Annotated in this window: 20 protein-coding genes; 6 read left to right on the top strand and 14 right to left on the bottom strand. The window is 61.0% G+C overall.

Annotated features, from left to right (window positions below):
• Window positions 1-292: 292 nt before the first annotated feature.
• The 3 genes from nrdA (at window position 293) to yfaE (ending at window position 4,043) form a co-directional block, all read left to right on the top strand.
• Complete coding sequence (gene nrdA / locus ACJ8HA_RS01125) at window positions 293-2,581, top strand: class 1a ribonucleoside-diphosphate reductase subunit alpha (RefSeq protein WP_025303641.1); 2,289 nt, start codon at window positions 293-295, stop codon at window positions 2,579-2,581.
• 67 nt (window positions 2,582-2,648) lie between these two features.
• Window positions 2,649-3,779: a class Ia ribonucleoside-diphosphate reductase subunit beta gene (gene nrdB / locus ACJ8HA_RS01120; RefSeq protein WP_019453694.1), complete on the top strand. Its 1,131-nt coding sequence runs from the start codon at window positions 2,649-2,651 to the stop codon at window positions 3,777-3,779.
• 3 nt (window positions 3,780-3,782) lie between these two features.
• On the top strand, window positions 3,783-4,043 hold the full coding sequence (gene yfaE / locus ACJ8HA_RS01115) for a class I ribonucleotide reductase maintenance protein YfaE (RefSeq protein ID WP_025303642.1): 261 nt from the start codon (window positions 3,783-3,785) through the stop codon (window positions 4,041-4,043).
• Between the two features lie 59 nt (window positions 4,044-4,102).
• Here yfaE and ACJ8HA_RS01110 read toward each other — a convergent pair whose 3' ends face one another.
• Both ACJ8HA_RS01110 and ACJ8HA_RS01105 read right to left on the bottom strand, forming a co-directional pair.
• Window positions 4,103-4,255 carry a Hok/Gef family protein gene (locus ACJ8HA_RS01110; RefSeq protein WP_004935921.1) on the bottom strand — a complete coding sequence of 51 codons (153 nt, stop codon included), beginning with the start codon at window positions 4,253-4,255 and terminating at the stop codon, window positions 4,103-4,105.
• A gap of 230 nt (window positions 4,256-4,485) precedes the next feature.
• A complete protein-coding gene (locus ACJ8HA_RS01105) occupies window positions 4,486-5,307 on the bottom strand; it encodes an AraC family transcriptional regulator (RefSeq protein ID WP_043136550.1) in 822 nt (273 codons plus the stop codon).
• 116 nt (window positions 5,308-5,423) lie between these two features.
• On the opposite strand from ACJ8HA_RS01105, the gene ACJ8HA_RS01100 reads away from it, so the two are divergent.
• A complete protein-coding gene (locus ACJ8HA_RS01100; RefSeq protein ID WP_238969529.1) occupies window positions 5,424-6,632 on the top strand; it encodes an FAD-dependent oxidoreductase in 1,209 nt (402 codons plus the stop codon).
• 3 nt (window positions 6,633-6,635) lie between these two features.
• On the opposite strand, the gene ACJ8HA_RS01095 is transcribed toward ACJ8HA_RS01100, so the two are convergent.
• On the bottom strand, window positions 6,636-7,832 hold the full coding sequence (locus tag ACJ8HA_RS01095; RefSeq protein WP_043136517.1) for a nicotinamide mononucleotide deamidase-related protein YfaY: 1,197 nt from the start codon (window positions 7,830-7,832) through the stop codon (window positions 6,636-6,638).
• Window positions 7,833-8,077: 245 nt separating this feature from the next.
• Between ACJ8HA_RS01095 and tyrP the strand changes: the two genes are divergently transcribed.
• A complete protein-coding gene (gene tyrP, locus ACJ8HA_RS01090; RefSeq protein WP_004935940.1) occupies window positions 8,078-9,286 on the top strand; it encodes a tyrosine transporter TyrP in 1,209 nt (402 codons plus the stop codon).
• Window positions 9,287-9,347: 61 nt separating this feature from the next.
• Here the strand turns inward: tyrP and ACJ8HA_RS01085 are convergent, their stop codons facing one another.
• On the bottom strand, window positions 9,348-9,887 hold the full coding sequence (locus tag ACJ8HA_RS01085) for a YfaZ family outer membrane protein (protein WP_038876374.1): 540 nt from the start codon (window positions 9,885-9,887) through the stop codon (window positions 9,348-9,350).
• Between the two features lie 338 nt (window positions 9,888-10,225).
• On the opposite strand from ACJ8HA_RS01085, the gene katA reads away from it, so the two are divergent.
• Window positions 10,226-11,662 carry a catalase KatA gene (gene katA, locus ACJ8HA_RS01080; RefSeq protein ID WP_033651930.1) on the top strand — a complete coding sequence of 479 codons (1,437 nt, stop codon included), beginning with the start codon at window positions 10,226-10,228 and terminating at the stop codon, window positions 11,660-11,662.
• Between the two features lie 44 nt (window positions 11,663-11,706).
• On the opposite strand, the gene menE is transcribed toward katA, so the two are convergent.
• The 10 genes from menE to ACJ8HA_RS01030 all read right to left on the bottom strand — a co-directional run bounded on the left by menE (window position 11,707) and on the right by ACJ8HA_RS01030 (window position 22,116).
• Entirely contained in the window at window positions 11,707-13,092 is a 1,386-nt protein-coding gene (gene menE / locus ACJ8HA_RS01075; protein WP_442515160.1) for an o-succinylbenzoate--CoA ligase, read from the bottom strand.
• Complete coding sequence (gene menC / locus ACJ8HA_RS01070) at window positions 13,080-14,063, bottom strand: o-succinylbenzoate synthase (protein WP_049207305.1); 984 nt, start codon at window positions 14,061-14,063, stop codon at window positions 13,080-13,082. The genes menE and menC overlap by 13 nt, the downstream gene beginning before the upstream one ends.
• Window positions 14,063-14,920: a 1,4-dihydroxy-2-naphthoyl-CoA synthase gene (menB, locus tag ACJ8HA_RS01065; RefSeq protein WP_049207307.1), complete on the bottom strand. Its 858-nt coding sequence runs from the start codon at window positions 14,918-14,920 to the stop codon at window positions 14,063-14,065. Before menB ends, menC begins: the two co-directional genes overlap by 1 nt.
• An 11-nt stretch (window positions 14,921-14,931) precedes the next feature.
• Window positions 14,932-15,702 (bottom strand): 2-succinyl-6-hydroxy-2,4-cyclohexadiene-1-carboxylate synthase, encoded by a 771-nt coding sequence (gene menH / locus ACJ8HA_RS01060; RefSeq protein WP_043136534.1) that lies wholly within the window; start codon window positions 15,700-15,702, stop codon window positions 14,932-14,934.
• On the bottom strand, window positions 15,699-17,375 hold the full coding sequence (gene menD / locus ACJ8HA_RS01055) for a 2-succinyl-5-enolpyruvyl-6-hydroxy-3-cyclohexene-1-carboxylic-acid synthase (protein WP_147824053.1): 1,677 nt from the start codon (window positions 17,373-17,375) through the stop codon (window positions 15,699-15,701). The genes menH and menD overlap by 4 nt, the downstream gene beginning before the upstream one ends.
• A 380-nt stretch (window positions 17,376-17,755) precedes the next feature.
• Window positions 17,756-18,067 carry a stress response protein ElaB gene (elaB, locus tag ACJ8HA_RS01050; protein ID WP_025303653.1) on the bottom strand — a complete coding sequence of 104 codons (312 nt, stop codon included), beginning with the start codon at window positions 18,065-18,067 and terminating at the stop codon, window positions 17,756-17,758.
• A gap of 115 nt (window positions 18,068-18,182) precedes the next feature.
• Window positions 18,183-19,214 carry an L-idonate 5-dehydrogenase gene (gene idnD, locus ACJ8HA_RS01045; RefSeq protein WP_049203676.1) on the bottom strand — a complete coding sequence of 344 codons (1,032 nt, stop codon included), beginning with the start codon at window positions 19,212-19,214 and terminating at the stop codon, window positions 18,183-18,185.
• A 22-nt stretch (window positions 19,215-19,236) separates the two neighbouring features.
• Window positions 19,237-20,001 (bottom strand): gluconate 5-dehydrogenase, encoded by a 765-nt coding sequence (gene idnO / locus ACJ8HA_RS01040; protein ID WP_025303655.1) that lies wholly within the window; start codon window positions 19,999-20,001, stop codon window positions 19,237-19,239.
• Between the two features lie 239 nt (window positions 20,002-20,240).
• Window positions 20,241-20,750, bottom strand: a complete 510-nt coding sequence (locus ACJ8HA_RS01035) for a DUF1097 domain-containing protein (RefSeq protein ID WP_025303656.1) — start codon at window positions 20,748-20,750, stop codon at window positions 20,241-20,243.
• Window positions 20,751-20,880: 130 nt separating this feature from the next.
• A complete protein-coding gene (locus ACJ8HA_RS01030) occupies window positions 20,881-22,116 on the bottom strand; it encodes an MFS transporter (RefSeq protein ID WP_049203678.1) in 1,236 nt (411 codons plus the stop codon).
• Window positions 22,117-22,225 lie beyond the last annotated feature (109 nt).

The following is a 22,225-nucleotide window of genomic DNA, read 5'->3' as shown; positions in this document are numbered from 1 at the left end:
TCTAACGTTTAATAAAGCGCCAAACGATCGGTTTTTTCAGTTTTTCAGTAAAATCTGATCGTGCTTATTGACAAGCTTGTCGCGCCAGTCACGGCGCGCACTGCGAACGGCAAGTGGCATTTCACCCCCAAGTTATCCACAAATTAGGCCGGTTTTGTTCACTTGCAAACGCCGTTTTTTCTCACTATCTTGTTACCTCACCGACATACAACCCCTATATATAGTGTTTACATACTGAGCAGAGCGACTACACTTCTGCTTAGGGGCACCATACGGACAGGTAAAACACCACATGAACCAAAGTCTGCTTGTAACTAAACGCGATGGCCGTAAAGAGCGCATCAATCTCGACAAAATCCACCGGGTCATCGATTGGGCCGCTGAGGGATTACACAACGTCTCGGTTTCTCAAGTAGAGTTGCGTTCACACATTCAGTTTTATGACGGCATCAAAACCGCCGACATTCACGAAACCATCATCAAGGCCGCAGCTGACCTGATCTCCCGCGATGCGCCGGACTATCAGTACCTGGCCGCTCGCCTGGCGATCTTCCACCTGCGTAAAAAGGCTTACGGCCAGTTTGAGCCACCGAAGCTGCACGCCCACGTCACTCGCATGGTCGAGATGGGCAAATACGATAAGCATCTGCTGGAAGACTACAGCGCTGAAGAGTTCGAGCAGATGGATTCCTTTATCGATCATTGGCGCGACATGAACTTCTCTTATGCCGCCGTCAAGCAGCTGGAAGGCAAATACCTGGTGCAGAACCGCGTCAGCGGCGAAATCTACGAAAGCGCCCAGTTCCTGTATTTGCTGGTGTCTGCGTGCCTGTTCTCCAACTACCCGCGTGAAACCCGTCTGGACTACGTCAAACGTTTCTACGATGCGATTTCCACCTTCAAGATTTCGCTGCCTACGCCGATCATGTCCGGCGTGCGCACCCCAACCCGCCAGTTCAGCTCCTGCGTGCTGATCGAGTGCGGCGACAGCCTGGACTCCATCAACGCCACCTCCAGCGCCATTGTGAAATACGTTTCGCAGCGCGCCGGCATCGGCATCAACGCCGGCCGCATCCGCGCGCTGGGCAGCCCGATCCGTGGCGGTGAAGCCTTCCATACTGGCTGCATTCCGTTCTACAAACACTTCCAGACCGCCGTCAAATCCTGCTCACAGGGCGGCGTGCGCGGTGGCGCGGCAACGCTGTTCTACCCGATGTGGCACCTGGAAGTAGAAAGCCTGCTGGTGTTGAAAAACAACCGTGGCGTTGAAGGCAACCGCGTGCGTCACATGGACTACGGCGTGCAGTTGAACCGCCTGATGTACCAGCGTCTGATCAAGGGCGAAGACATCACCCTGTTCAGCCCGTCCGACGTGCCGGGGCTGTACGACGCGTTCTTCGCCGATCAGGACGAATTCGAGCGCCTGTACACCCAGTACGAGAAAGATGACAGCATTCGCCAGAAACGCGTGAAAGCGGTTGAGCTGTTCTCGCTGATGATGCAAGAACGTGCCTCTACCGGCCGTATCTACATCCAGAACGTCGACCACTGCAACACCCACAGCCCGTTCGATCCGCAGATCGCGCCGGTGCGTCAGTCCAACCTGTGCTTGGAAATCGCCCTGCCGACCAAGCCGCTGGAAGACGTCAACGATGAAAACGGCGAGATCGCGCTGTGTACCCTGTCTGCCTTCAACCTGGGCGCGATCGACAGCCTGGACGACCTGGAAGAGCTGGCGACCCTGGCGGTGCGTTCACTCGACGCCCTGCTGGATTATCAGGATTACCCGATCAAGGCTGCGCACCGTGGCGCGATGGGTCGCCGCACCCTGGGCATCGGCGTCATCAACTTCGCTTATTACCTGGCGAAGAACGGCGTACGCTATTCCGACGGCAGCGCCAACAACCTGACCCACAAAACGTTCGAAGCCATTCAGTACTACCTGCTGAAAGCCTCCAACCGTCTGGCTCAGGAACAAGGCGCTTGCCCGTGGTTCAACGAAACCACTTATTCGCAGGGCATCCTGCCGATCGACACCTACAAGAAAGACCTGGATGCGATCTGCAGCGAGCCGCTGCACTACGACTGGGAAACCCTGCGTAAAGAGATCCAGGAAACCGGCCTGCGCAACTCGACGCTGTCCGCCCTGATGCCATCGGAAACCTCTTCGCAGATTTCCAACGCCACCAACGGCATCGAGCCGCCGCGCGGCCACATCAGCATCAAGGCGTCGAAAGACGGCATCCTGCGCCAGGTGGTGCCGGAGTATGAGCGTCTGAAAGACAACTACGAGCTGCTGTGGGAAATGCCGAGCAACGACGGCTATCTGCAGCTGGTTGGGCTGATGCAGAAATTCATCGACCAATCGATCTCGGCCAACACCAACTACGATCCGACCCGCTTCCCGGGCGGCAAGGTGCCGATGAAGCAGCTGTTGAAAGACCTGCTCACCACCTACAAGTTCGGCGTGAAAACGCTGTACTACCAAAACACCCGCGACGGTGCGGAAGACGCCCAGGAAGATTTGCAGCCTGCCAAGGCCGGCGATGACGACTGCGAAAGCGGCGCCTGCAAGATCTAAAGTTTGACCTAGCGGGCCGGAATTTTCCGGCCCCTTCATTTAGCCACGTTACGATGGATTCAGGCTTATGGCTTACACCACTTTTTCTCAGACCAAAAACGACCAGCTGCAAGAGCCGATGTTCTTCGGCCAGTCGGTAAACGTTGCGCGTTTCGACCAGCAAAAGCATGAAATCTTCGAAAAGCTGATCGAAAAACAGCTCTCCTTCTTCTGGCGCCCGGAAGAAGTTGACGTTTCCCGCGACCGTATCGATTACCAGGCGCTGCCGGAGCACGAGAAGCACATCTTCATCAGCAACCTGAAATATCAGACGCTGCTGGACTCCATCCAGGGCCGCAGCCCGAACGTCGCCCTGCTGCCGCTGATCTCGATCCCTGAGTTGGAAACCTGGGTGGAAACCTGGTCGTTCTCCGAGACCATCCACTCCCGTTCCTACACTCACATCATCCGCAACATCGTCAACGATCCGGCGTTAGTGTTCGACGACATCGTCACCAATGAAGAGATCAAGAAGCGCGCGAAAGACATTTCCGGCTACTACGACGATCTGATCGAGATGACCAGCTACTATCACCTGCTGGGTGAAGGCACCCACCAGGTGAACGGTAAAACCGTCACCGTCAATCTGCGCGCGCTGAAGAAGCAGCTGTACCTGTGCCTGATGAGCGTGAACGCGCTGGAAGCGATCCGCTTCTACGTCAGCTTTGCCTGCTCCTTCGCGTTCGCCGAGCGCGAACTGATGGAAGGCAACGCCAAGATCATCAAGCTGATCGCCCGCGACGAAGCGCTGCACCTGACCGGCACCCAGCACATGCTGAACCTGATGCGTTCCGGCGCCGACGATCCGGAAATGGCGGAGATCGCCGAGGAATGTCAACAGCAGTGCTACGATCTGTTCGTGCTGGCCGCCCAGCAGGAGAAAGAGTGGGCGGAATACCTGTTCCGCGACGGCTCGATGATTGGCCTGAACAAAGACATCCTGTGCCAGTATGTGGAATACATCACCAATATCCGCATGCAGGCGGTCGGCCTTGGTCTGCCGTTCGAAACCCGCTCCAACCCGATCCCATGGATCAATGCCTGGTTGGTGTCCGACAACGTGCAGGTAGCGCCGCAGGAAGTGGAAGTGAGCTCCTACCTGGTTGGCCAGATCGACTCGGAGATCAACGCCGACGACCTGAGCGACTTCGAACTGTAAGCGATGGCGACGCCAATCGTAACGCTGCGCGCCGCCGGCACGCAGCTCTCCTGCCCCAACAGTGAAAACTGTCTGCTCGACGTGCTGGAACTGCACGACGTGCAGGTGGAGTATCAGTGCCGATCCGGCTATTGCGGTGCCTGCCGCCTGAAGCTGGTGAAAGGTGAAGTGACCTACCGCCAGCAGCCGCTGGCGTTTATCAACGCCGGCGAGATCCTGCCCTGCTGCTGCATGCCGCTGACGGATATCGAGCTGGAAATGTAAAGTCGGGTGCCGGAAACCGCGCCTGGAGACCAGAAGGCGGGGTTGCCCCCGCCCTATGATTACCGCTTCACCTCACACGCCAACCTGATCAGGATAGTGATATTTTCCTGGTAGATTTTCAGCTCGCACAGCGAGTCTCTTATCATCCAGATAAATAACAAAACCGTAATACATACAACGGTTAGCGAGTGAAACACATGCCTTAAGCGCATGCTTGCCTCCTTGCTGTGAAGGGGCTACCATAACGGTGTCTAGGCGTTAGGGCAGCCCCATTCTGATTGAGAGTCAGTTTGGGGCTTTCATCTATCCGCCTTGTCACACAATGCCCAAGACGAACAGTCTCAAGCACCCGTCAAGAGAGTAACAGCATTCTCTCGCCGCGAATATCCCCTATAACCTTATGATTAATTAGGGATATATAACTATCCTCAAAGTATTTCGCTTAGCGCCCCTTTCCCGCCGATGCGGAAAAATAACGTGCCGGAGAATCGCCAAAGGCTTTGCGAAACATGGCGATAAAATTACTCGGCGAGGCATATCCCAGCGTTTCCGCTATCTGCAGCACCGTCTCGCCTTCGGCCAGCTTCGCTAACGCATACGACAACCGGGCCTGCTGGCGCCACTGTGCAAAACTCAACCCCGTCTCGCCGATCATCAGCCGCCGCAGGGTACGCGGCGACATCGCCCCCCATTCAGCCCACGCCTCCAGCGAACGCTCGCTCCCCGGCTGCGCCAGCAAGGCCTGCAGAACGCCGGCCAGGCGCGGATGGGACGACATCGGCAAATGCAGTGGTTCCGTCGGCGCCAAACGTATCTCGTCCCGCATCACCTGCGCCATGCGATCCTGCTCCAGGGTGAGCGCGCTGCGCTTGTCCCAGCCTTCTGCTCGCTGAGCCAGCGCCTGCAGCACGGCGCTAATGCCGATGACGCAGGGTACATTCGACAGATCGTGGCAGGCCTCCGGCGCCAGCAGCAAACTCCAGCCGCTCAGTGCGCCGCAGACCTGCACCCGGTGCTCCGTCGCCGGTGGGATCCAACCCGCCCGCTGAGGCGGAAGCACCCAATCGCCCTGCGCCGTGCGTACATGCAACAAGCCGCTTTCGACGCACAGCAACTGCCCGCGCACATGCTGATGCCAGTCGTATTCGCGCGTGCCCAACCGATACTCCCGGCCTGCCGCGTCGCGGCCGCCAAGGGCGATCAGCCAGGGGCCCGCCCGCCATTCGCTGCAGTCTGCGTCAGTGAAGTGAGGGTTATCGTTCACATTGGCCACTTATCACTATTTTTAGTCCAGATACCGTTATATCAACCTTTTCCTGCGCCGACATAATGAAATGCTTCCGGCCGCTCCCGTTTGTGGCCACTGACTCACGAGGGAACATGATGACAACACCCAGCATTGGCATTATCGGCGCCGGGCCCGGCGGTCTGTGTCTGGCTCAGGGGCTGAGCCGCTTCGGCATCCACGCCACGGTGTTTGAACGCGACACCACGCCGCAAGCGCGCGATCAGGGCTACCGGCTGCGCATCGATCCGTCTGGCCAGCAGGCGCTGGCCGCCTGCCTGCCGCCGGCGCACTACCGGTTGCTCTGCGCCGGCAGCGCGCAAAACAGCGGCGAGAGCAATCTATGGGATCCGCAGCTTGCCCCGCTCACCGGCCGGCGCCCCGAGCACTGGTTGCCGTCCAGCCAGCGCCAAACGCAAGAACCGAGCGGCGATCTCGGCATTCATCGCCAAACGCTGCGCGAGATCCTGCTTGCCGGCCTGCAAGACCGGGTGCGTTTCGGCCATACCTTGCGTGAATTTGCACAAACGCCGCAGGGCGTGGAGCTACAGTTCGCAAACGGCGAGCAAGTGCGAGTCGATGTGCTGATCGCCGCCGACGGCGTCAACTCGCTGGTGCGGCGGCGCTGCCTGCCCGAGGCGGGGCCCGAAGACAGCGGCGCGGTCACCCTCTACGGCAAAACACCGCTCGATGCGGCAACCCGGGCCCAATTGGCCCCTGAGCTGCTGAACGGCGTATCGGTGATCTTCGCCGACGGCGTATCGCTGGTGATTGAACCGATGCGCTTTCAGGCGCCCATGGCGCAGCTGGCGGCCGACTACGCGCCCGATTGCCGCCTCACGCCGGTCGACGATTATCTCTATTGGGCCTGTATCGGATCGGCTGAACGGCTCGGCGGGCCGACACGGGCGAAGGGAAGCGCAACGCTGCAGGCGCATGTACGGCATATCTCGCAGGGATGGGCGCCCGCTTTGCAAACGGCGTTAGCGCTGGCGGATCCCCTGTCGCTCAGCGTGCGGACGGTGCAGGTTACGGCGGCAATGCCGGAATGGCACAGCGAACGCATCGCCTTTCTCGGCGACGCCGTGCACGCCATGAGCCCGGCGGGCGGGCTTGGCGCCAACACCGCGCTGGCGGACGCCGCCAGCCTGGCGGCGCATCTGGCGCAAGCCGGCAGCGCCGCGCAGGCGCTCAGGGACTACGGTCTGGAACTGCACGTGCGGGGTGCCGCGGCGATACGCCTGTCACGGCTGGCGTCCGAACGGCTGCAGCAAAGCCGTGACGCCGGCAACTCGGCGCCATGACCGTCACTCGATAATTTCCACTACCTCCAGCCAGGCGTTTTTACCGCACGCCTGGCCCCCATTCAGCCAGCGGCGCAGCATATCCAGCGCCAGCATCGCTACCGACTCCTGACGCAGCCGCAGGCCGTGGCGCGACGCACGATAACGCACGGTCTGGCCAATACCGCCGCGCGGCGTGTGCAGCGCAATGCTCACCTGCTCATCGCGCATGGCGCTGACCGCCAACGCCAACGGCGCACCGGTCAACTCCGCCAGCGAGCGGGCGCGGGCCAGCGTCGTTTCCAGCGTTTCGATACAGTGCGCCGGCAGCAGCTCGCCCCCCGCCAGCGGTGCACCCTCGCTTTGCAGCTGCAGATTGATCAACCCGCCGCTGAATTGCTCGCTCAACGCCAGCTTCAGCCCTTGCTGACTCAGCCGCTGCGTTAACAACGCCGGCAACCCGACGGTGCCTTCAAAAATGCAGTTGTCCCCCGCCACTTCGCGCACGCGCCGCCATGCCTGCTCCATTTCCGCACGCCGGCTTTCCGGCCCGGTCAGCTTCAGTTCGATAATCGGGCTGGATGAGCGGTAACCCAGCACCACTTCCGGCGGCAGCGGCATGCCATCCAGCTCGGCGGCCAGATCGCTCTCGGAAGTGCCGAACGTCGTCAGGCGCAGGCACAGCGGCGGCGCCGGTAAGGTGAAGCGCTGGCGCAGGCGCGGCACGATCTGCTGTTCGACCATCACTTTGAATTCCGACGGTACACCGGGAGTGAAGAACATCTGACATTTGTTCAGCTGCAATGCGAAACCGCAGGCGGTGCCCACCGGGTTATCCAGCATTTCCGCGTTGGCCGGGATCTGCGCCTGCTTACGATTGGAAGGAGCCATCGGCCGCCCACGCTCGGTGAAATAGGCTTCCATGCGCGCCAGCCAGTCGGCCCGTTCGACCAGCTCTACGCCACAGGCTTTCGCCGCGGCCAGCGCGCTGAGATCGTCGCTGGTCGGCCCCAGGCCGCCGTTGACGATCAGCACATCGGCGATATGGCTTCGTTCCTGCAGGATCTCGATCAACGCAGAGAGGCTGTCTCCGACCGTTTCACGCCCGCTCATCGGCAGCCCCTGCTGGAACAGGTAGTCCGCCAGCCAGGCGGCGTTGGTATCAATAATTTGCCCGTGCAGCACCTCATCGCCGGTACTGAGCATCTCTACCCTTAACATTGATCTCTCCCACATTTTTTGGTCATTCCACTATAGAAGCCCGTAAATAACTTTTCACTAGCCGCCTGCGGATAATTTCAGCCATGGGTCCGTTTCTCATGTGCGATGCAGGCCTGCGAGATGTAAACATTAATGTACATCATGCGTAACGTCGGTTTGACACAAATTAGGGCTTCCACTATCCTGCCATCCTCATAAATCGTTACCTATAATTTTCAAAATCTTTCGGCTGGTAGAGAAAAAACGTGAAGAATCGCACTCTTGGCAGTGTTTTTATCGTGGCGGGCACCACCATTGGCGCCGGGATGCTGGCGATGCCGCTGGCGGCGGCCGGCGTCGGTTTCGGCGTCACGCTGGCCTTACTGGTCGGGCTGTGGCTGTTGATGTGTTACACCGCGCTGTTACTGGTGGAGGTTTACCAGCATGAGCAGGCGGATACCGGTCTGGGCACGCTCGCCAAACGTTATCTCGGCGGTGGCGGCCAGTGGCTGACCAGCTTTAGCATGATGTTCCTGATGTACGCCCTCACCGCCGCCTATATCAGCGGCGCCGGCGAACTGCTCGCCACCAGCATCAGCCAATGGACGTCGCAGGACTTCCCGGTGTCGCTCGGCGTCCTGCTGTTCACCCTGGTGGCCGGCGGCGTGGTGTGCATCGGCACCCACTCGGTCGACTTGTTCAACCGCATCCTGTTCAGCGCGAAAGTGGTGTTCCTGGTGGTGATGCTCGGCCTGATGTTGCCGAATATCCACCAGACCAATCTGATGACGTTGCCGCTGGAGCAAGGCCTGGCGCTGTCGGCCATTCCAGTGATCTTCACCTCTTTCGGCTTCCACGGCAGCGTGCCGAGCATCGTCAACTACATGGGCGGCAACATTCGCAAACTGCGTTGGGTGTTTATCATCGGCAGCGCGATCCCACTGATCGCCTATATCTTCTGGCAGCTGGCGACGTTGGGCAGCATCAGCTCCGACACCTTCGTCGGCATCCTGGCTCAGCAGGCCGGGCTAAACGGCCTGTTGCAGGCGGTGCGTGATGCAGTAGCTTCACCGCACGTTGAACTGGCGGTGCACCTGTTCGCCGATCTGGCGCTGGCGACCTCGTTCCTCGGCGTCGCGCTCGGGCTGTTCGATTTCCTGGCTGACCTGTTCAAGCGTCAAGATAACGTGCGTGGCCGCCTGCAAACCGGCGCCATCACCTTCCTGCCGCCGCTGGCCTTCGCGCTATTCTACCCGCGCGGTTTCGTGCTGGCGCTGGGTTTCGCCGCCATCGCCCTGTCGGTTCTGGCGCTGCTGCTGCCTTCGCTGCTGGTGTGGAAAACTCGCCAAAAGCATCAGGCACAATATCGCGTCTGGGGCGGCACCCCTGCGCTGGCGTTGGTGTTTGTCTGCGGGGTAACGGTGATCGCCATTCAACTGGGCATCGCCAGCGGCATGCTGCCGGCGGTCGGGTAAGCGCCGAAAGACAAGAAATGATAGAGAGAAAGGGGCCGCAATGGCCCCTTTTTTCGCAGCCTTAGAAGCTCAGACCGACACCGACATAAGGGCCATCGGCCAGGGTGTTGTCGCGACGCCCGTCTTTGCCTTCCATCTGCATGTAACGGTAGCCCACGTCCACGCTCAGCGGACGGAACTTCCAGCGCAGGCCGCCGCTGGCTTCGTTATAGGCCTTCACGCCGCTGGTGAAAGAGTCAGGCGCAAAGTAACCTTCGCCGTGCAGGCTGAAGTAGCGGTTGATCTCCCACTCCAGGCCGCCGCCCAGCGCCACCGCCCCGCCGCTCTTCCCGTCTTTCGGGCTGAGGTACAGCGCTTTGGCGCCTACGGTCGCCGTCAACGGCCCCAGCGGCACACCGAAGTTCAACCCCACGCTGCCGACGTTGCCGTCGTGGTCGCTGCGCGCCCAGTTGCCGGTCAAGCCCAGACCTGAAGAGCCGGTGCTCATGCCAACGCCCAGGTTGGTGTAGTGTTGCCCGGCTTCGCCCGACACGCTGATGGCGTTCGCCGCACCGGTCACAAACAGCAATCCTGCCGCGCACGCGACCCAAGTCTTTTTCATCATCTTTCCCTCTGGTTTGTCATCCGTACCGAATGATCGAATCAACGCATAATAATAACGTCATGAGTCTATACCAAAGCGCAATGAGTATTTAAGGGATAAAAGCGAAAAAATTCTTCAATAATCAAATAAATGTAAAAATTTGCAAACAAAAATCCATATTCGTCAAGGCGATGCCAACGATAACCGAGACCTATTTGCCGTCGCTCGGCAATAGGGCTACAACTAGTAGTGACTTTGACCAAGGTCAGGGGAAGAAGCCCCGCCAAAGGACTATGCTGATGAACGCTTAAACCGCCCGAGTCTTTACTTAACTGCACTACGATAAGGAGCAAGTGATGAGCAAGAAAGGACTGACCACCGCAGCCGGCGCCCCGGTTGTCGATAACAATAACGTGATCACCGCAGGCAAACGCGGCCCGATGCTGTTGCAGGACGTGTGGTTCCTGGAAAAACTGGCCCACTTCGACCGTGAAGTCATCCCCGAGCGTCGCATGCACGCCAAGGGTTCCGGCGCCTACGGCACCTTTACCGTTACCCACGACATCACCCGCTACACGCGCGCCAAGATCTTCTCCGAAATCGGCAAACAGACCGACATGTTTATCCGCTTCTCCACCGTCGCCGGTGAGCGCGGCGCCGCCGACGCCGAGCGCGATATTCGCGGCTTCGCCATGAAGTTCTATACCGAAGAAGGCAACTGGGATTTGGTGGGTAACGATACGCCGGTGTTTTATCTGCGCGATCCGCTGAAATTCCCCGATCTCAACCACGTGGTGAAACGCGATCCGCATACCAACCTGCGCAACCCAGTCTACAAGTGGGACTTCTTCTCCCACCTGCCGGAGTCGCTGCACCAGCTGACCATCGACTTCAGCGATCGCGGCATTCCGAAATCCTACCGTCACATGCACGGTTTCGGCAGCCACACCTTCAGCTTTATCAATGCCGCCAACGAACGTTTCTGGGTGAAATTCCACTTCCGCTGCGAGCAAGGCATTGAAAACCTGATGGATGAAGAAGCGGAAGCGATCATCGCCAAGGATCGCGAAAGCTCACAGCGCGATCTGTTCGATGCGATCAAACGCGGCGACTTCCCGCGCTGGAAGCTGCAAATTCAGATCATGCCGGAGCATGAGGCCTCGCAGACGCCATACAACCCGTTCGACCTAACCAAGGTGTGGCCGCACGGCGACTACCCGCTGATCGACGTCGGCTTTTTCGAGCTGAACCGCAACCCCGACAACTACTTCTCCGAGGTTGAGCAGGTGGCGATGAACCCCGCTAACGTGGTGCCGGGCATCAGTTTCTCGCCGGATAAAATGCTGCAGGGCCGCCTGTTCTCCTATGGCGATGCGCACCGCTACCGCCTGGGCGTCAACCACCACCAGATCCCGGTGAACGGCGCCAAATGCCCGTTCCACAACTACCATCGCGACGGCGCGATGCGCGTGGACGGCAACAGCGGCAACGGCGCCACCTACGAACCGAACAGCTTCGGCCTGTTCCAGGAGCAGCCGGACTTCAGCGAGCCGCCGCTGAGCATTGAGGGCGCGGCCGACCACTGGAATCATCGTGAAGACGACGATTACTACAGCCAGCCGCGCGCGCTGTTCAACCTGCTGAGCGCCGAAGAGCACCAGCGCATGTTCACCCGCATCGCCGGCGAACTGTCGCAGGTGCCGGAACACATCCAGCGCCGTCAGGTCGAGCTGTTCACCAAGGTGCACCCCGACTACGGCGCCGGCGTCGCCAAGGCGTTGGGGCTGAAATAATCCCCCTGCATCATTCACTCAGCCGCCCTTTCGGGCGGCTTTTTTTATGCCGGACGCAGGCGCTCCGCCACCCATACCTGCAACCGGCGGCGCGAAATCTTGATGCCGCCGTTTTTCAGCTCGTCAGGCAGCGGAAGCAATGCCGTCGGGCGTTGGAAATTGGCGAGCTTATCCTGCGACCAGGCGAGCAGCGTCGCCAGCGACAGCGACGGATCGCCATCGATTACCGCCACCGGCCGCTGGCCGAACTCGGCGTCCGCCACCGGCACCACAAACGCCTGCGATATCTGCGGATGCGCCGCCAGCACGCGTTCGATATCTTCCGGCTGCACCCCTTCGCCACCGCTGAAAAACAGGTTGTCCAGCCGGCCGAGAATGCGTAGCTCCCCCTCGATCATCGCGCCGCGATCGCGGGTCGGGAACCAGCCCTGTTCATCGGCCAACGGCTGCAGATGGCCATGACGCCAGTAGCCAAGCGCCAGGCTGTCGGCGCGGATCCAGACCTCTTCATCCACCAGTTTTACCTCGCGGCCGCCGAGCGGCAGGCCGACACCCGGCCGCGCATCGGCGCGCTTGGCGCACACCGTGGAGGCCAGTTCGGTCAGCCCGTAGCCGCACCAGCAACGGATCCCCGCCGCCTCCGCCCGCTCGGTCAGTTCCACCGGGATCATCGCGCCGCCGAGCAGCACCGCCTTCAGCGTCATGTCCGCCAGCGGTTGCGCCAGCAGCCGCCACAGCTGGGTCGGCACCAACGAGGCATGCGTGCATCCCGCCAACGCCTCGTTCAGCGGGTGCATCTCGCGCACCGCCAACCGGGCGCCCGCCGCCAGCCAGCGCCAGACAATGCCCTGTCCGGAGACGTGAAACAGCGGCAATGACAGCAGCCAGCAATCTTCGCGCTGAAACGCCATCAACCCCAACACCCCGGCGGCGCTGGCCAGATGGTTGGCATAGCTGTGCGCGGCCGCTTTCGGCATGCCGCTGGAGCCCGAGGTCAACGTCAGCGTCGCCAGACGGTGCGCATCCCACGTCGGCAGGTCTGGCCAACGCGGCTCGGTCGAAGGCGGGGTCAATCGAATCACGTCTTCCGGCAGCGCCGGCAACGAGTCCGGGCCGAAGACAAAGGTCATATCCAATTCCGGCAACAGCTGCGCCAGCAGCGGCGTCGGCAAGGCGGGATTGAGCGGCAATAGGCGTGCGCCGCACTGCAACAGCGCCAGATAGGCCAGCAGCAGCGGATAGCTGTTTTTACCGCACAGCGCCACGCCGCAGCCCGGTTCAACGCCCTGATGCTGGAAATCCGCCGCCAGCTCATCCACCTGGCTCTGCAACGCCAGCCAGCTCAGCGGTTGTTCGCCGAGCATCAGCGCCGTCGCCTGCGGCTGAGTGCGGGCCCAGTGTCGCCACGGCCAATCGTTCAACGGCGCCATAGGCACTCCAACGCCGAGACATCCAGCAGCGGCAACGCGCTGCCCGGCCACGGGCGCAGCACCTGCGCCTGCATCAACCCCAGCGTATCCAGCCCCGGCACGGTGTCCGGCGTCAGCCAATGGGCGATGCGCGCCAGTTGGGTCAACCCCAGGCTGGATTCGAGGCTGGAGCTGATCACCGCCGTCAGGCCCGCCGCGTGCGCCTGCGCCACCAGCGTCTGGCAACGCGCCAGGCTGCCGACCAGCGTCGGCTTGATCACGATGGCCGCCACGCCCGGCTCGGCCTGCACCACAAAGTCCGCCTCCCGCACGCTCTCATCCCAGGCGATGGCGATACCGGTCGCCCGGGCGAAGTCGCGCGATTCATCACGGGTCTTGCAGGGCTCTTCCAGGAAAGAGATACGATCGCGCCATGCCGGGTTAACATACCTGGCGAAGCCGTCGGCCTTGGCGCGGGTCCAGCTGCGGTTGGCGTCCAGCCGCAGCCGCAGATCCGGCAACGCCTCCAGCAACACGTTGACGATCATGCCGTCCCGCACCGCCTCATACAGCCCCACCTTCACCTTGGCGACTTTCTCGCCCGGCAAAGCGCTCAATGTCTCGAACAGCTCATCCGGATCGCCGGTGCACAGCGGCGCCTTGCGAAAATCCGCCTGCATCGGCAAACGCTGCTCCAGCTCGGCCTGCGCACAGCTGAGCCCAAAGGCCACCGAGGGCAGCGCGCTGTGCTCCGGTTCGTTGCCCGCCAACCAGGCCTGCAGCCAGCCCAACGCGGCCTGTTCGGCCTGCGCCGGCGTTTCCCGGCTGAATTCCGGCAGCGGCGCGATTTCTCCCCAACCTTCACGCTCGCCCTGACACAGCTGCACCACCCATCCGTCACGCGTTTTCAACCGTTGATTGCGCAGCACCACGCCCGCCTCCATCGGCAGGCTGTAACGGTATAGCGCCGCGCTGCGGTTTGCCCCGTTCATTACGGGTTACGCTTGAATTTGCTGAAGTCCGGTTGGCGCTTCTCGTTGAACGCGTTGCGCCCTTCCTGCCCTTCGTCGGTCATGTAGAACAGCATGGTGGCGTTGCCCGCCAGCTCCTGCAAACCGGCCTGGCCGTCGCAGTCGGCATTCAGCGCCGCCTTCAGACAGCGCAGTGCCATCGGGCTGTTCTGCAGCATTTCGCGGCACCAGCGCACCGTCTCTTTTTCCAGTTCGGCCAGCGGCACCACGGTATTGACCAGGCCCATGTCCAGCGCGGCGGCGGCGTCGTACTGGCGGCACAGGAACCAGATTTCGCGCGCCTTCTTCTGGCCGACGATGCGCGCCATGTAAGACGCGCCCCAGCCGCCGTCGAACGAGCCCACTTTCGGACCGGTCTGGCCGAAGATGGCGTTATCCGCCGCGATGGTCAGATCGCACATCATGTGCAGCACGTGGCCGCCGCCGATCGAATAGCCGGCCACCATCGCCACCACCGGCTTCGGGCAGGTGCGGATCTGGCGTTGGAAGTCCAGCACGTTGAGGTGGTGTACGCCGCTGTCGTCGCGATAGCCGCCGTAGTCGCCGCGCACTTTCTGATCGCCGCCGGAGCAGAAGGCCTTATCGCCGGCGCCGGTCAGAATAATGACGCCGATGCCGTCGTCGTAACGGGCGTTGGCCAGCGCGTCGATCATCTCTTTGACCGTTTGCGGGCGGAACGCGTTGCGCACCTGCGGCCGGTTAATGGTGATTTTGGCGATGCCGTCGGCGGATTTTTGATACAGGATGTCTTCGAAATCGCCGGTGCAATCCTGCCAGGCGATAGCGGCATACAGGTGTTCTTCATTCGGATAAAGCATGTTCGGTTCCTTTAACCAGGGTTAACGAGAAATGTCTGCAGCTCGGCGACGAAATCCTGCGGATTGGCCAGATGCGCGTTGTGGCCGGCCTGCGGCACGATGCGCAACGGCAACCCGGCGTCGCGCGCCAGCCGTTGAAATTTGGGATCGTTCTCACCGCACAGCACCCGCAGCGGCACGGTCAGTTGGCGCAGCTGCGGCGCCAGATAAGGCTGCCGCCCGAGCGAGGTGGCTTCGAGCATGTCGGCAATCGCCGGGCCGCTGTTGACCGAACGCGCGGCGATCAGCGCCTGGCGGTGCACATGGCTAAGCTCTTTGAACACCGGCTGCTGATACCAGTCCGCCAGGACTTCGGCAATCAGCTCACTGCGAAAACGCGCCGCCCATCGTGCATCCTGCTCGCAACGATCGCGGCGCTGTTGTTCGTCCTCCAGCCCCGGATTGCCGCCCTCGACGATCACCCCTTGCAGGCCGTCATGGCGGCCGTGGCAAGCGTGATACATGGCGATGCGCCCGCCGAGCGAGTAGCCCACCAGCCAATAACGTTCAATATTGCGCAGTTGCAGGGTCGCGGCGATTTGCGCGCTGATGTCGTCGAAGCCGCGGCAGCCCACCGCCACGGAATCGCCGTGGCCGGGCAGATCGATGGCCAGCGACGGCCATTCCGGGCAGCGCGCGGCGATCACCCGCCATTCATTGTTGTTGCCGAGCAGGCCGTGCAGCCACACCAGCCACGGACGCCCCGCTTCGCCCTGTTGCAAAATTCGCGTCGCCAGCATCATTGCACCGCCATCTGTTGTACCAGGTATTGCAGGCTTTCGGCCCCTTCACTCGGCGACACCTGCAGTTCTATCAGCGTGGCGCCGCCGCGCCGCCAGCCTTGCTCAACCGCTTGTTGCAGCTGGCTCCAGTTCTCCGGCCGCGCGTAGTCAAGCTGGAACATCGCCGCCGCATGGCTGAACTCGACGTTCTGCGGCATGCAGTAAAAGCGCTGACGATCTTCTTCGGGCGTCGGCAGCAGCGAGAAAATTTGGCCGCCGTTGTTATTGACGACGATCAGCACCGTCGGCGCCGAGCAGTGGCGCAGCAGCGCCAGCGCATTGAGGTCATACAGTGCGGAAAGGTCGCCCACCACCGCCAACGTTGGCCTGGCGGTGGCACGTTGTACGCCGGCGGCGGTGGAAATCAGACCGTCGATACCGCTGGCGCCACGGTTGCTGAATACCGGGTAAGCGACGGGCAATGGCGTTAACGCGTCGATCAGTCGCACCACCAGGCTGTTGCCGAGAAACAGCTGGCCGTTCTCCGGCAACAGTTCCGGCAGGCGGTGCGCCAGCTGCGCTTCGCCAAAGTTATCGTACAGATGCGTGGACGCCGCCGTCAGCGCCTTATCCGCCAGCGCAGCCAGCCCGGCGGCCCACGGCGCGCGCGGTTGCGCCGGATGCTGCGCCAACCACTGCGCCACGCCGGCGCGCAGGCGCCGCCCCCGGTGCTGGGCCGGATCGAGCCGCCCCGGCAGCTCGTCGATGACCCAATACTCTTCCGGCCGGCACTGCGCCTGCCACTGCAGCAGGCGTTTGCCGGTCAAGCTGCCGCCGAACTGCACCACCAGCTGCGCGTCTTGCAACAGGCGCTGCGCCTGCGGATGCGCGAGCCATAAATCGGCACAGGGCAGCGGTTGCCCGGTCTGCGACAGTACATCGCCGATCAGTGGCCAACCCAGCGTTTCGGCCCATTCGGCCACCTGTGCGCCCTCTTGTGCGTTCATGCGGCCAGCCAGCACCACGCCGCGCTTTTGTCGCCAGAAAAACCAGTCCGGCTGCGGCAATGGCACTGCATGCGTCTCGCTTTCCTGCAGCCAAGGCCGATCGCTCTGCCACCAGTCGCCCAGCGCGGCGGACCAATCGGCATAGTGACGCTCATCGCCGCCGTACAGCGGTTCGGCGAACGGGCAGTTGATATGCAAAGCGCCATGCTGCAAGCGCGCCATCGCGCTGTCGACGCTGGAGGCCAGCCACGCGGCCGGAATATCCGGCGTAGGACGCGGCAGATCGATCGCCAGCGTCGGGTGGCTGCTGTAGAGGCCGTTTTGACGGATCGCCTGATTGGCGCCGCAGTCGATCAGTTCCGGCGGCCGATCGGCGGTGAGAAACACCAGCCGTTCACCGGTCAGGCCGGCTTCGATTAAAGCCGGGTAAAGGTTCGCCGCCGCGGTGCCGGACGTGACGATCACCGCCACCGGCTCACGCGCCGCCTTCGCCAGCCCGAGTGCCAGATGACCGAGCCCGCGCTCATCAAAATGGGTATGGCAGATAAACGATCGGTTGGCCGCGGCGGCCAGCGTCAGCGGCGTGGAGCGCGATCCCGGAGCGATACAAACATGCCGCACCCCATGGCGGGCCAGCGCCTCGAGCAGCACAGCCGCCCACCGGCGATTAAAAACACTTGTCGACATAGTTCGCTCACAAGTCAGTTAGCAGAGATCGTCTCCGACGCAGCCGACAGACGCCGCGCCTGTAGTTACGCTCTGTATTATATGAGGTGTTATTTTCACGGCTTTTGCGCCAGCGCAAGAACGCCGTATATCCCTGGGTGTTTACACCAGATAATTATTTGATTTAGAACAAAAAACAAACAATAAATACACAAACACTTTACACTTGCGGCGGCATCGGCTCAATCCGTCCATATAAAAACAAGGGAAATAGGGGTGCTCCAACGGCGGCTAGCGGGAAGTATAGGCGGGATAAGGAAAAGCTTTCGGTAAAACGGCGGAATGAACAACACAGTCTGAAGAAAAACACGGGGCGGCCTGCGCCGCCCCGATGGCATGGTTTATTTGCGAGCCAGCAACAATCCCAGCACCAGCCCGACGGTGGCGCCGATGCCCACGCTGTGCCAGGGTTTGTCCCGCACGTAGTCGTCGGTGCGGTGCACCGCTTCTTTGGCGCGCGCATAGTAAGATTCGCCGGTGTTCGCCCAGCGCGCTTTGACCTCACTCAGCGCCTGCTCGGCGTGCGACTTGATGTCGATGTAGGCCTGATCCGCGCGGTCGCCGGTGTATTGCAGCACTTCTTCCAGCGTCTCGGTCAGCATTCTCAGATCGTCATCCAGCGTAGTTTGCTCAGCATCCGTATGTCTTGCCATCGTGAGATCTCCGTGGTTGAAAAATTAAGCGTTCCTACACTATAGACAAGGATCGCCGCCTGCGGCCATCGGACTTTTACCCTAAAACACCACCTGCGGCCATCGGACTTTTACCCTAAAACACCAATTGCACCTTGGCAGCCTGGCGTTTATCGCCGGCAAACGTCAGCGCCTGCGCCAACTGCTCGCTGGCGAATTCCGCCGACAGCAACGGCAGCGGATCGATCACGCCGTCGGCCAGCCAGGCCACCGCCAACGTGAACTCCGCCACGAAGCGGAACGATCCAAGCAGATTCAGTTCCTTGGCAATCAACAACATCAGCGGAAAATCGGGGAAGCTGCCGCCCATGCCCACCTGCACCACAGTGCCTTTGGCGCGGGTGATCTCCAGACAGCGCTGCAGCGACTGCGGGTGCCCCGCCACTTCGAAGGCGACGTCAAAATACCCCTTGTCCTGCAGATAACCGCTAAAATCGTCGTCCGCGGCATGCAGGCACCGATCGGCCCCCATTTGCCTCGCGATCGCCAGGCAGCGCGGACTGAGATCGGCGCAGACAATCTCGGCGGCGCCCAGCGCTTTCAGCGCCGCCACCAGCAGGCAGCCGATCGGGCCAACGCCGGACACGAAAATCTTTTTCCCCGTCACATCGCCGGGCTGCTTCGCCGCGTGGACAGCCACCGCCAGCGGTTCGGCGAACACCATTACCCTGTCGTCGCGATCGGCAGCGTAAGGAATGCACTGCGCGCTATCCACCACTTTGTATTGGGTAAAAGCGCCGTCGACGTGCGGAAAATACATCGCGCTGCCGAAAAAGCGCATCTCGACGCATTGATTGCTTTGCTGCGCCAGACAGTATTTGCACTGCCCGCAGGGTTTGCTGGGATTGAGCGCCACCTTCTGCCCGACCGGCAGCTGCGGCGAATCGCTGGCGACCACCTCACCGATCACCTCATGGCCCAGCACCATCGGCTGACGCACCTGAAAATTGCCGACCTTGCCTTCCTGGAAGTAATGCAGATCCGAGCCGCAGATGCCGCCGCGGCTGATTTTTACCAGCGTTCCCTGCCCCCGATAATCCACTTCTTGCGCGATCACCGCCACGTCTCGCTTGCCATTGACCACGCAGGACTGGGTTTGAATTTTCATCTCCAGACTCCACGAAAAAAGATTACACCGCCGCAGACATGCCGCCATCGACAAACAGCAACTGCCCGTTGACGAAGGCGGAGGCGTCGGCGGCCAGGAACACCGCCGCGCCGATCAACTCCTGAGGATCGCCCCAGCGCGCGGCAGGCGTGCGTTGGGTCAGCCAGGCGGTGAATGCCGGATCGTCGGCCAGCGCCTGCGTCATCTCGGTTTTGAAGTAGCCGGGGGCGATGCCGTTGACCTGAATGTTGTAGCGCGCCAGCTCCACGCACATGCCGCGCGTCAGCATTTTCACCGCGCCCTTGGACGCCGCATAAGGGGTAATGGTGTCCCGCCCCAGCTCGCTTTGCATCGAACCGATATTGATTATCTTGCCGCGCCGGCGCGGCACCATATAACGCGCTACGGTCTGCGACACGATGAAGACCGCCTTCTGGTTGACGGCGATGATGTCGTCCCAGTCTTGCTCCGGAAATTCGGTGAACGGGTGGCGGCGCTGGATACCGGCGTTGTTGATCAAGACGTCTATCGCGCCGATGTCCGCTTCGATACGGTCGATGGCGGCATGCACCGCCTGGGAGTCGGTGACGTCGAACGCCGCCGCATCGGCGCGCAGCCCCTCTTCACGCAGGCGATCGGCGGCGTGCCGGGCATGTTCTTCGGTGGTGGCATTGATCAGAATATGCGCGCCTTGCTGTGCCAGGCCGCGCGCCAGCAGAAAACCAATGCCGCGCGAGGCACCAGTGATTAAGACGGTTTTGTTATCCAGAGAAAACAGGTTGTGCATGGTGATTCCCGGCCTTCAGGCCTCCAATCGGACAGACCTCTATCTCAGCCGATTGTTACCGGTAAAAACGTGATGGGAATCACTGAAAATAATGTTACGAAACCCTGTTACTTTTAACGTGATCTCACGCAATCCCTACAGGAAGAGTCAATACCTATCCCTTTTAAAATAGACAATTTTCAACAGCGTTACCGTCCTGGTTATCAGGAGATACTGCCGCACAGCGGCGCGGCAGCAACTCACTCGGCGGCACCGTTTGAGCCGGCATTCGGGTCCATCGGCGGCGTAGCGCGGGCTTTATCGCTGCGTGCCGCCCACCACAGACCGCTGTTTTTCATCGCATAGCCGAACAACAGGCCCACCAGCAGGGAAAGCGTCACCAGCGGCCAATCGCCGCCGCCGGCGAAGGTCGCACAGGCGCCGATAAAGGTGCCGGGTACGAATCCCAGCCACTGCTGTTTAGCCTGAATGCACATCAGGAACGCCACGATGCCGGTCAGCAGATACCCCAGCAGATTCCACTGCGGCGCCAGTTCGCTGCCGTGGATGATCGCCATTGCCCAGAAGACGCCGCTGCAGCAGGTCAACGCGCCGATCAACAGCCCTTTCAGTCCGCCCTGCGGGCAGGCGAAATACGCCGTGCAGCCGAGAAAGCCGGCCCAACCGATCAGGCCCAAACTGACGGCAACCCATCCCCAAACGCCGGACAGGATCCCGGTGGTGACGGCAATGGCGAAAAGAACGTTCATAAAGTGACCTGCAGCAAAAAGAAAGCGCGCAGTGTACCCGAAAATAGGCCAATTTATGCGATGAAAATCACACTATAAATGTAATTAAAGAATCATTAATTATAAAAAATAGATATTCATCACAAAGTAATTAGCGAGGGAACCCCACCCGGGACGTCTTCCATGCCAACAACAGGCACACCACGGTGCTGCCCAGGAACAGCAAATGGGTTGCCTGATTCAGATCGACGCGATCGACCACCACGCCCAGCAAGATCGGCACCCAGTTGGCGATATAAGCGATAACGTAAAACAGCGAAAGCAAGCGCGCATGGCTGGTCGGCGGCGAAATCAGGTTCACCAGGGTCGCGCTGCCGACGAAAATGGCGCCATAAGCATAGCCGGCCACCACCAGCCCCACCGCCGCCAGCCCAAGAGAATGCCACTGGATCGCCATGGTGAACACCACTGCCGCCAGCACCTGCGCCAGGCAACCGAACAACAGCGAATGACGGGCGTTAACGCGGCGGCTCAGGATCTGGCTGATACCGGCGATCAGCAGATACACCGCAATCGCATAGCCAAAGACGCCACGAGCGTGCAGGCCTAACAGCGTTTCCGCCACGCCGGGGCCGATTGCCAAAATACTGGCGGCCAGCGCCCAACAGATAAATAAAGCCCCTGCACACACAAAGAATTTACCGCCGGTGGCGCGCAAGCCATCGAGCAGCGAGCTTTTTTCTGTCTCGGCCGACGTAACATGGCTCGGCGCCGTAACCACGCCACGCGGCCACGAGAACATCACGCCCAATGCAGCCACGGCGGCCATGACCATGATGAAAACAAATGGCAGCGTCGTGGGATGGAAACCGGTCTGCAAGGCGATGCCGCTGAAGATCGGGCCCAGCGCCAATCCGGTGGTGAATGACAGCGTCGCGATCAACGCCGCATTTTTGCCGCCGTCGCGCGGCCCAAACCGCACCAACGCGATGTTCGCCGCGCCGGTTAGCGCCCCGGTGCCCACCCCGGCCAACAGCCGCGCCATCAGCATCATGGCAAAGGTATCAGCCCGCGCGAACAGCAGGGCGCCGCTCAACACCACCAGCAATGCCGGCACGATCATGCTGCGTAAATCCTTTACTTTGCCGGCCAGATTGCCGACGCCGAACAAAGAGATCAGCACGCCGGCGGCATAGGCGCCGTAGATGACGGTCAGACTGACCGAGCTTAGCGTAAGCTGCTGCTGATACAGCGGATAAAGCGGCGTCGGCGCGCTGCTGTTCAGCAATGCCGACATCAAAGCCAGCGCCAGGAACAATAAAATTGTCCTGCCCGACGCCTGAGCATTTTGCGGCGCCGCAATCTGGCTGGCGGTATTTTCTGACATGTTTCAACTCCCAAAGACGGCAGACGGCGGCCTGCCGTCGACATTTTCCTCACCCGGCCTGCCGGGAACGGCGCTTATCATAGCGTTCCGGCGACGGGCGAAGTATCGT

The sequence above is a fragment of the Serratia sp. CY33802 genome (assembly GCF_052169095.1).
Classification (GTDB): Bacteria; Pseudomonadota; Gammaproteobacteria; order Enterobacterales; family Enterobacteriaceae; genus Serratia; species Serratia bockelmannii.
The sequence above is the reverse complement of the archived record's forward strand: the minus strand, read 5'-3'. Positions and strand labels throughout refer to the sequence as shown.

Bases quoted from the DNA above. Each gene is read 5' to 3' on its own strand.
- nrdA (WP_025303641.1), top strand. From the start codon at position 293: ATGAACCAAAGTCTGCTTGTAACTAAACGCGATGGCCGTAAAGAGCGC.
- nrdB (WP_019453694.1), top strand. From the start codon at position 2,649: ATGGCTTACACCACTTTTTCTCAGACCAAAAACGACCAGCTGCAAGAG.
- yfaE (WP_025303642.1), top strand. From the start codon at position 3,783: ATGGCGACGCCAATCGTAACGCTGCGCGCCGCCGGCACGCAGCTCTCC.
- ACJ8HA_RS01110 (WP_004935921.1), bottom strand. From the start codon at position 4,255: ATGCGCTTAAGGCATGTGTTTCACTCGCTAACCGTTGTATGTATTACG.
- ACJ8HA_RS01100 (WP_238969529.1), top strand. From the start codon at position 5,424: ATGATGACAACACCCAGCATTGGCATTATCGGCGCCGGGCCCGGCGGT.
- ACJ8HA_RS01095 (WP_043136517.1), bottom strand. From the start codon at position 7,832: ATGTTAAGGGTAGAGATGCTCAGTACCGGCGATGAGGTGCTGCACGGG.
- ACJ8HA_RS01085 (WP_038876374.1), bottom strand. From the start codon at position 9,887: ATGAAAAAGACTTGGGTCGCGTGCGCGGCAGGATTGCTGTTTGTGACC.
- katA (WP_033651930.1), top strand. From the start codon at position 10,226: ATGAGCAAGAAAGGACTGACCACCGCAGCCGGCGCCCCGGTTGTCGAT.
- menE (WP_442515160.1), bottom strand. From the start codon at position 13,092: ATGGCGCCGTTGAACGATTGGCCGTGGCGACACTGGGCCCGCACTCAG.
- menC (WP_049207305.1), bottom strand. From the start codon at position 14,063: ATGAACGGGGCAAACCGCAGCGCGGCGCTATACCGTTACAGCCTGCCG.
- menB (WP_049207307.1), bottom strand. From the start codon at position 14,920: ATGCTTTATCCGAATGAAGAACACCTGTATGCCGCTATCGCCTGGCAG.
- menH (WP_043136534.1), bottom strand. From the start codon at position 15,702: ATGATGCTGGCGACGCGAATTTTGCAACAGGGCGAAGCGGGGCGTCCG.
- menD (WP_147824053.1), bottom strand. From the start codon at position 17,375: ATGTCGACAAGTGTTTTTAATCGCCGGTGGGCGGCTGTGCTGCTCGAG.
- elaB (WP_025303653.1), bottom strand. From the start codon at position 18,067: ATGGCAAGACATACGGATGCTGAGCAAACTACGCTGGATGACGATCTG.
- idnD (WP_049203676.1), bottom strand. From the start codon at position 19,214: ATGAAAATTCAAACCCAGTCCTGCGTGGTCAATGGCAAGCGAGACGTG.
- idnO (WP_025303655.1), bottom strand. From the start codon at position 20,001: ATGCACAACCTGTTTTCTCTGGATAACAAAACCGTCTTAATCACTGGT.
- ACJ8HA_RS01035 (WP_025303656.1), bottom strand. From the start codon at position 20,750: ATGAACGTTCTTTTCGCCATTGCCGTCACCACCGGGATCCTGTCCGGC.
- ACJ8HA_RS01030 (WP_049203678.1), bottom strand. From the start codon at position 22,116: ATGTCAGAAAATACCGCCAGCCAGATTGCGGCGCCGCAAAATGCTCAG.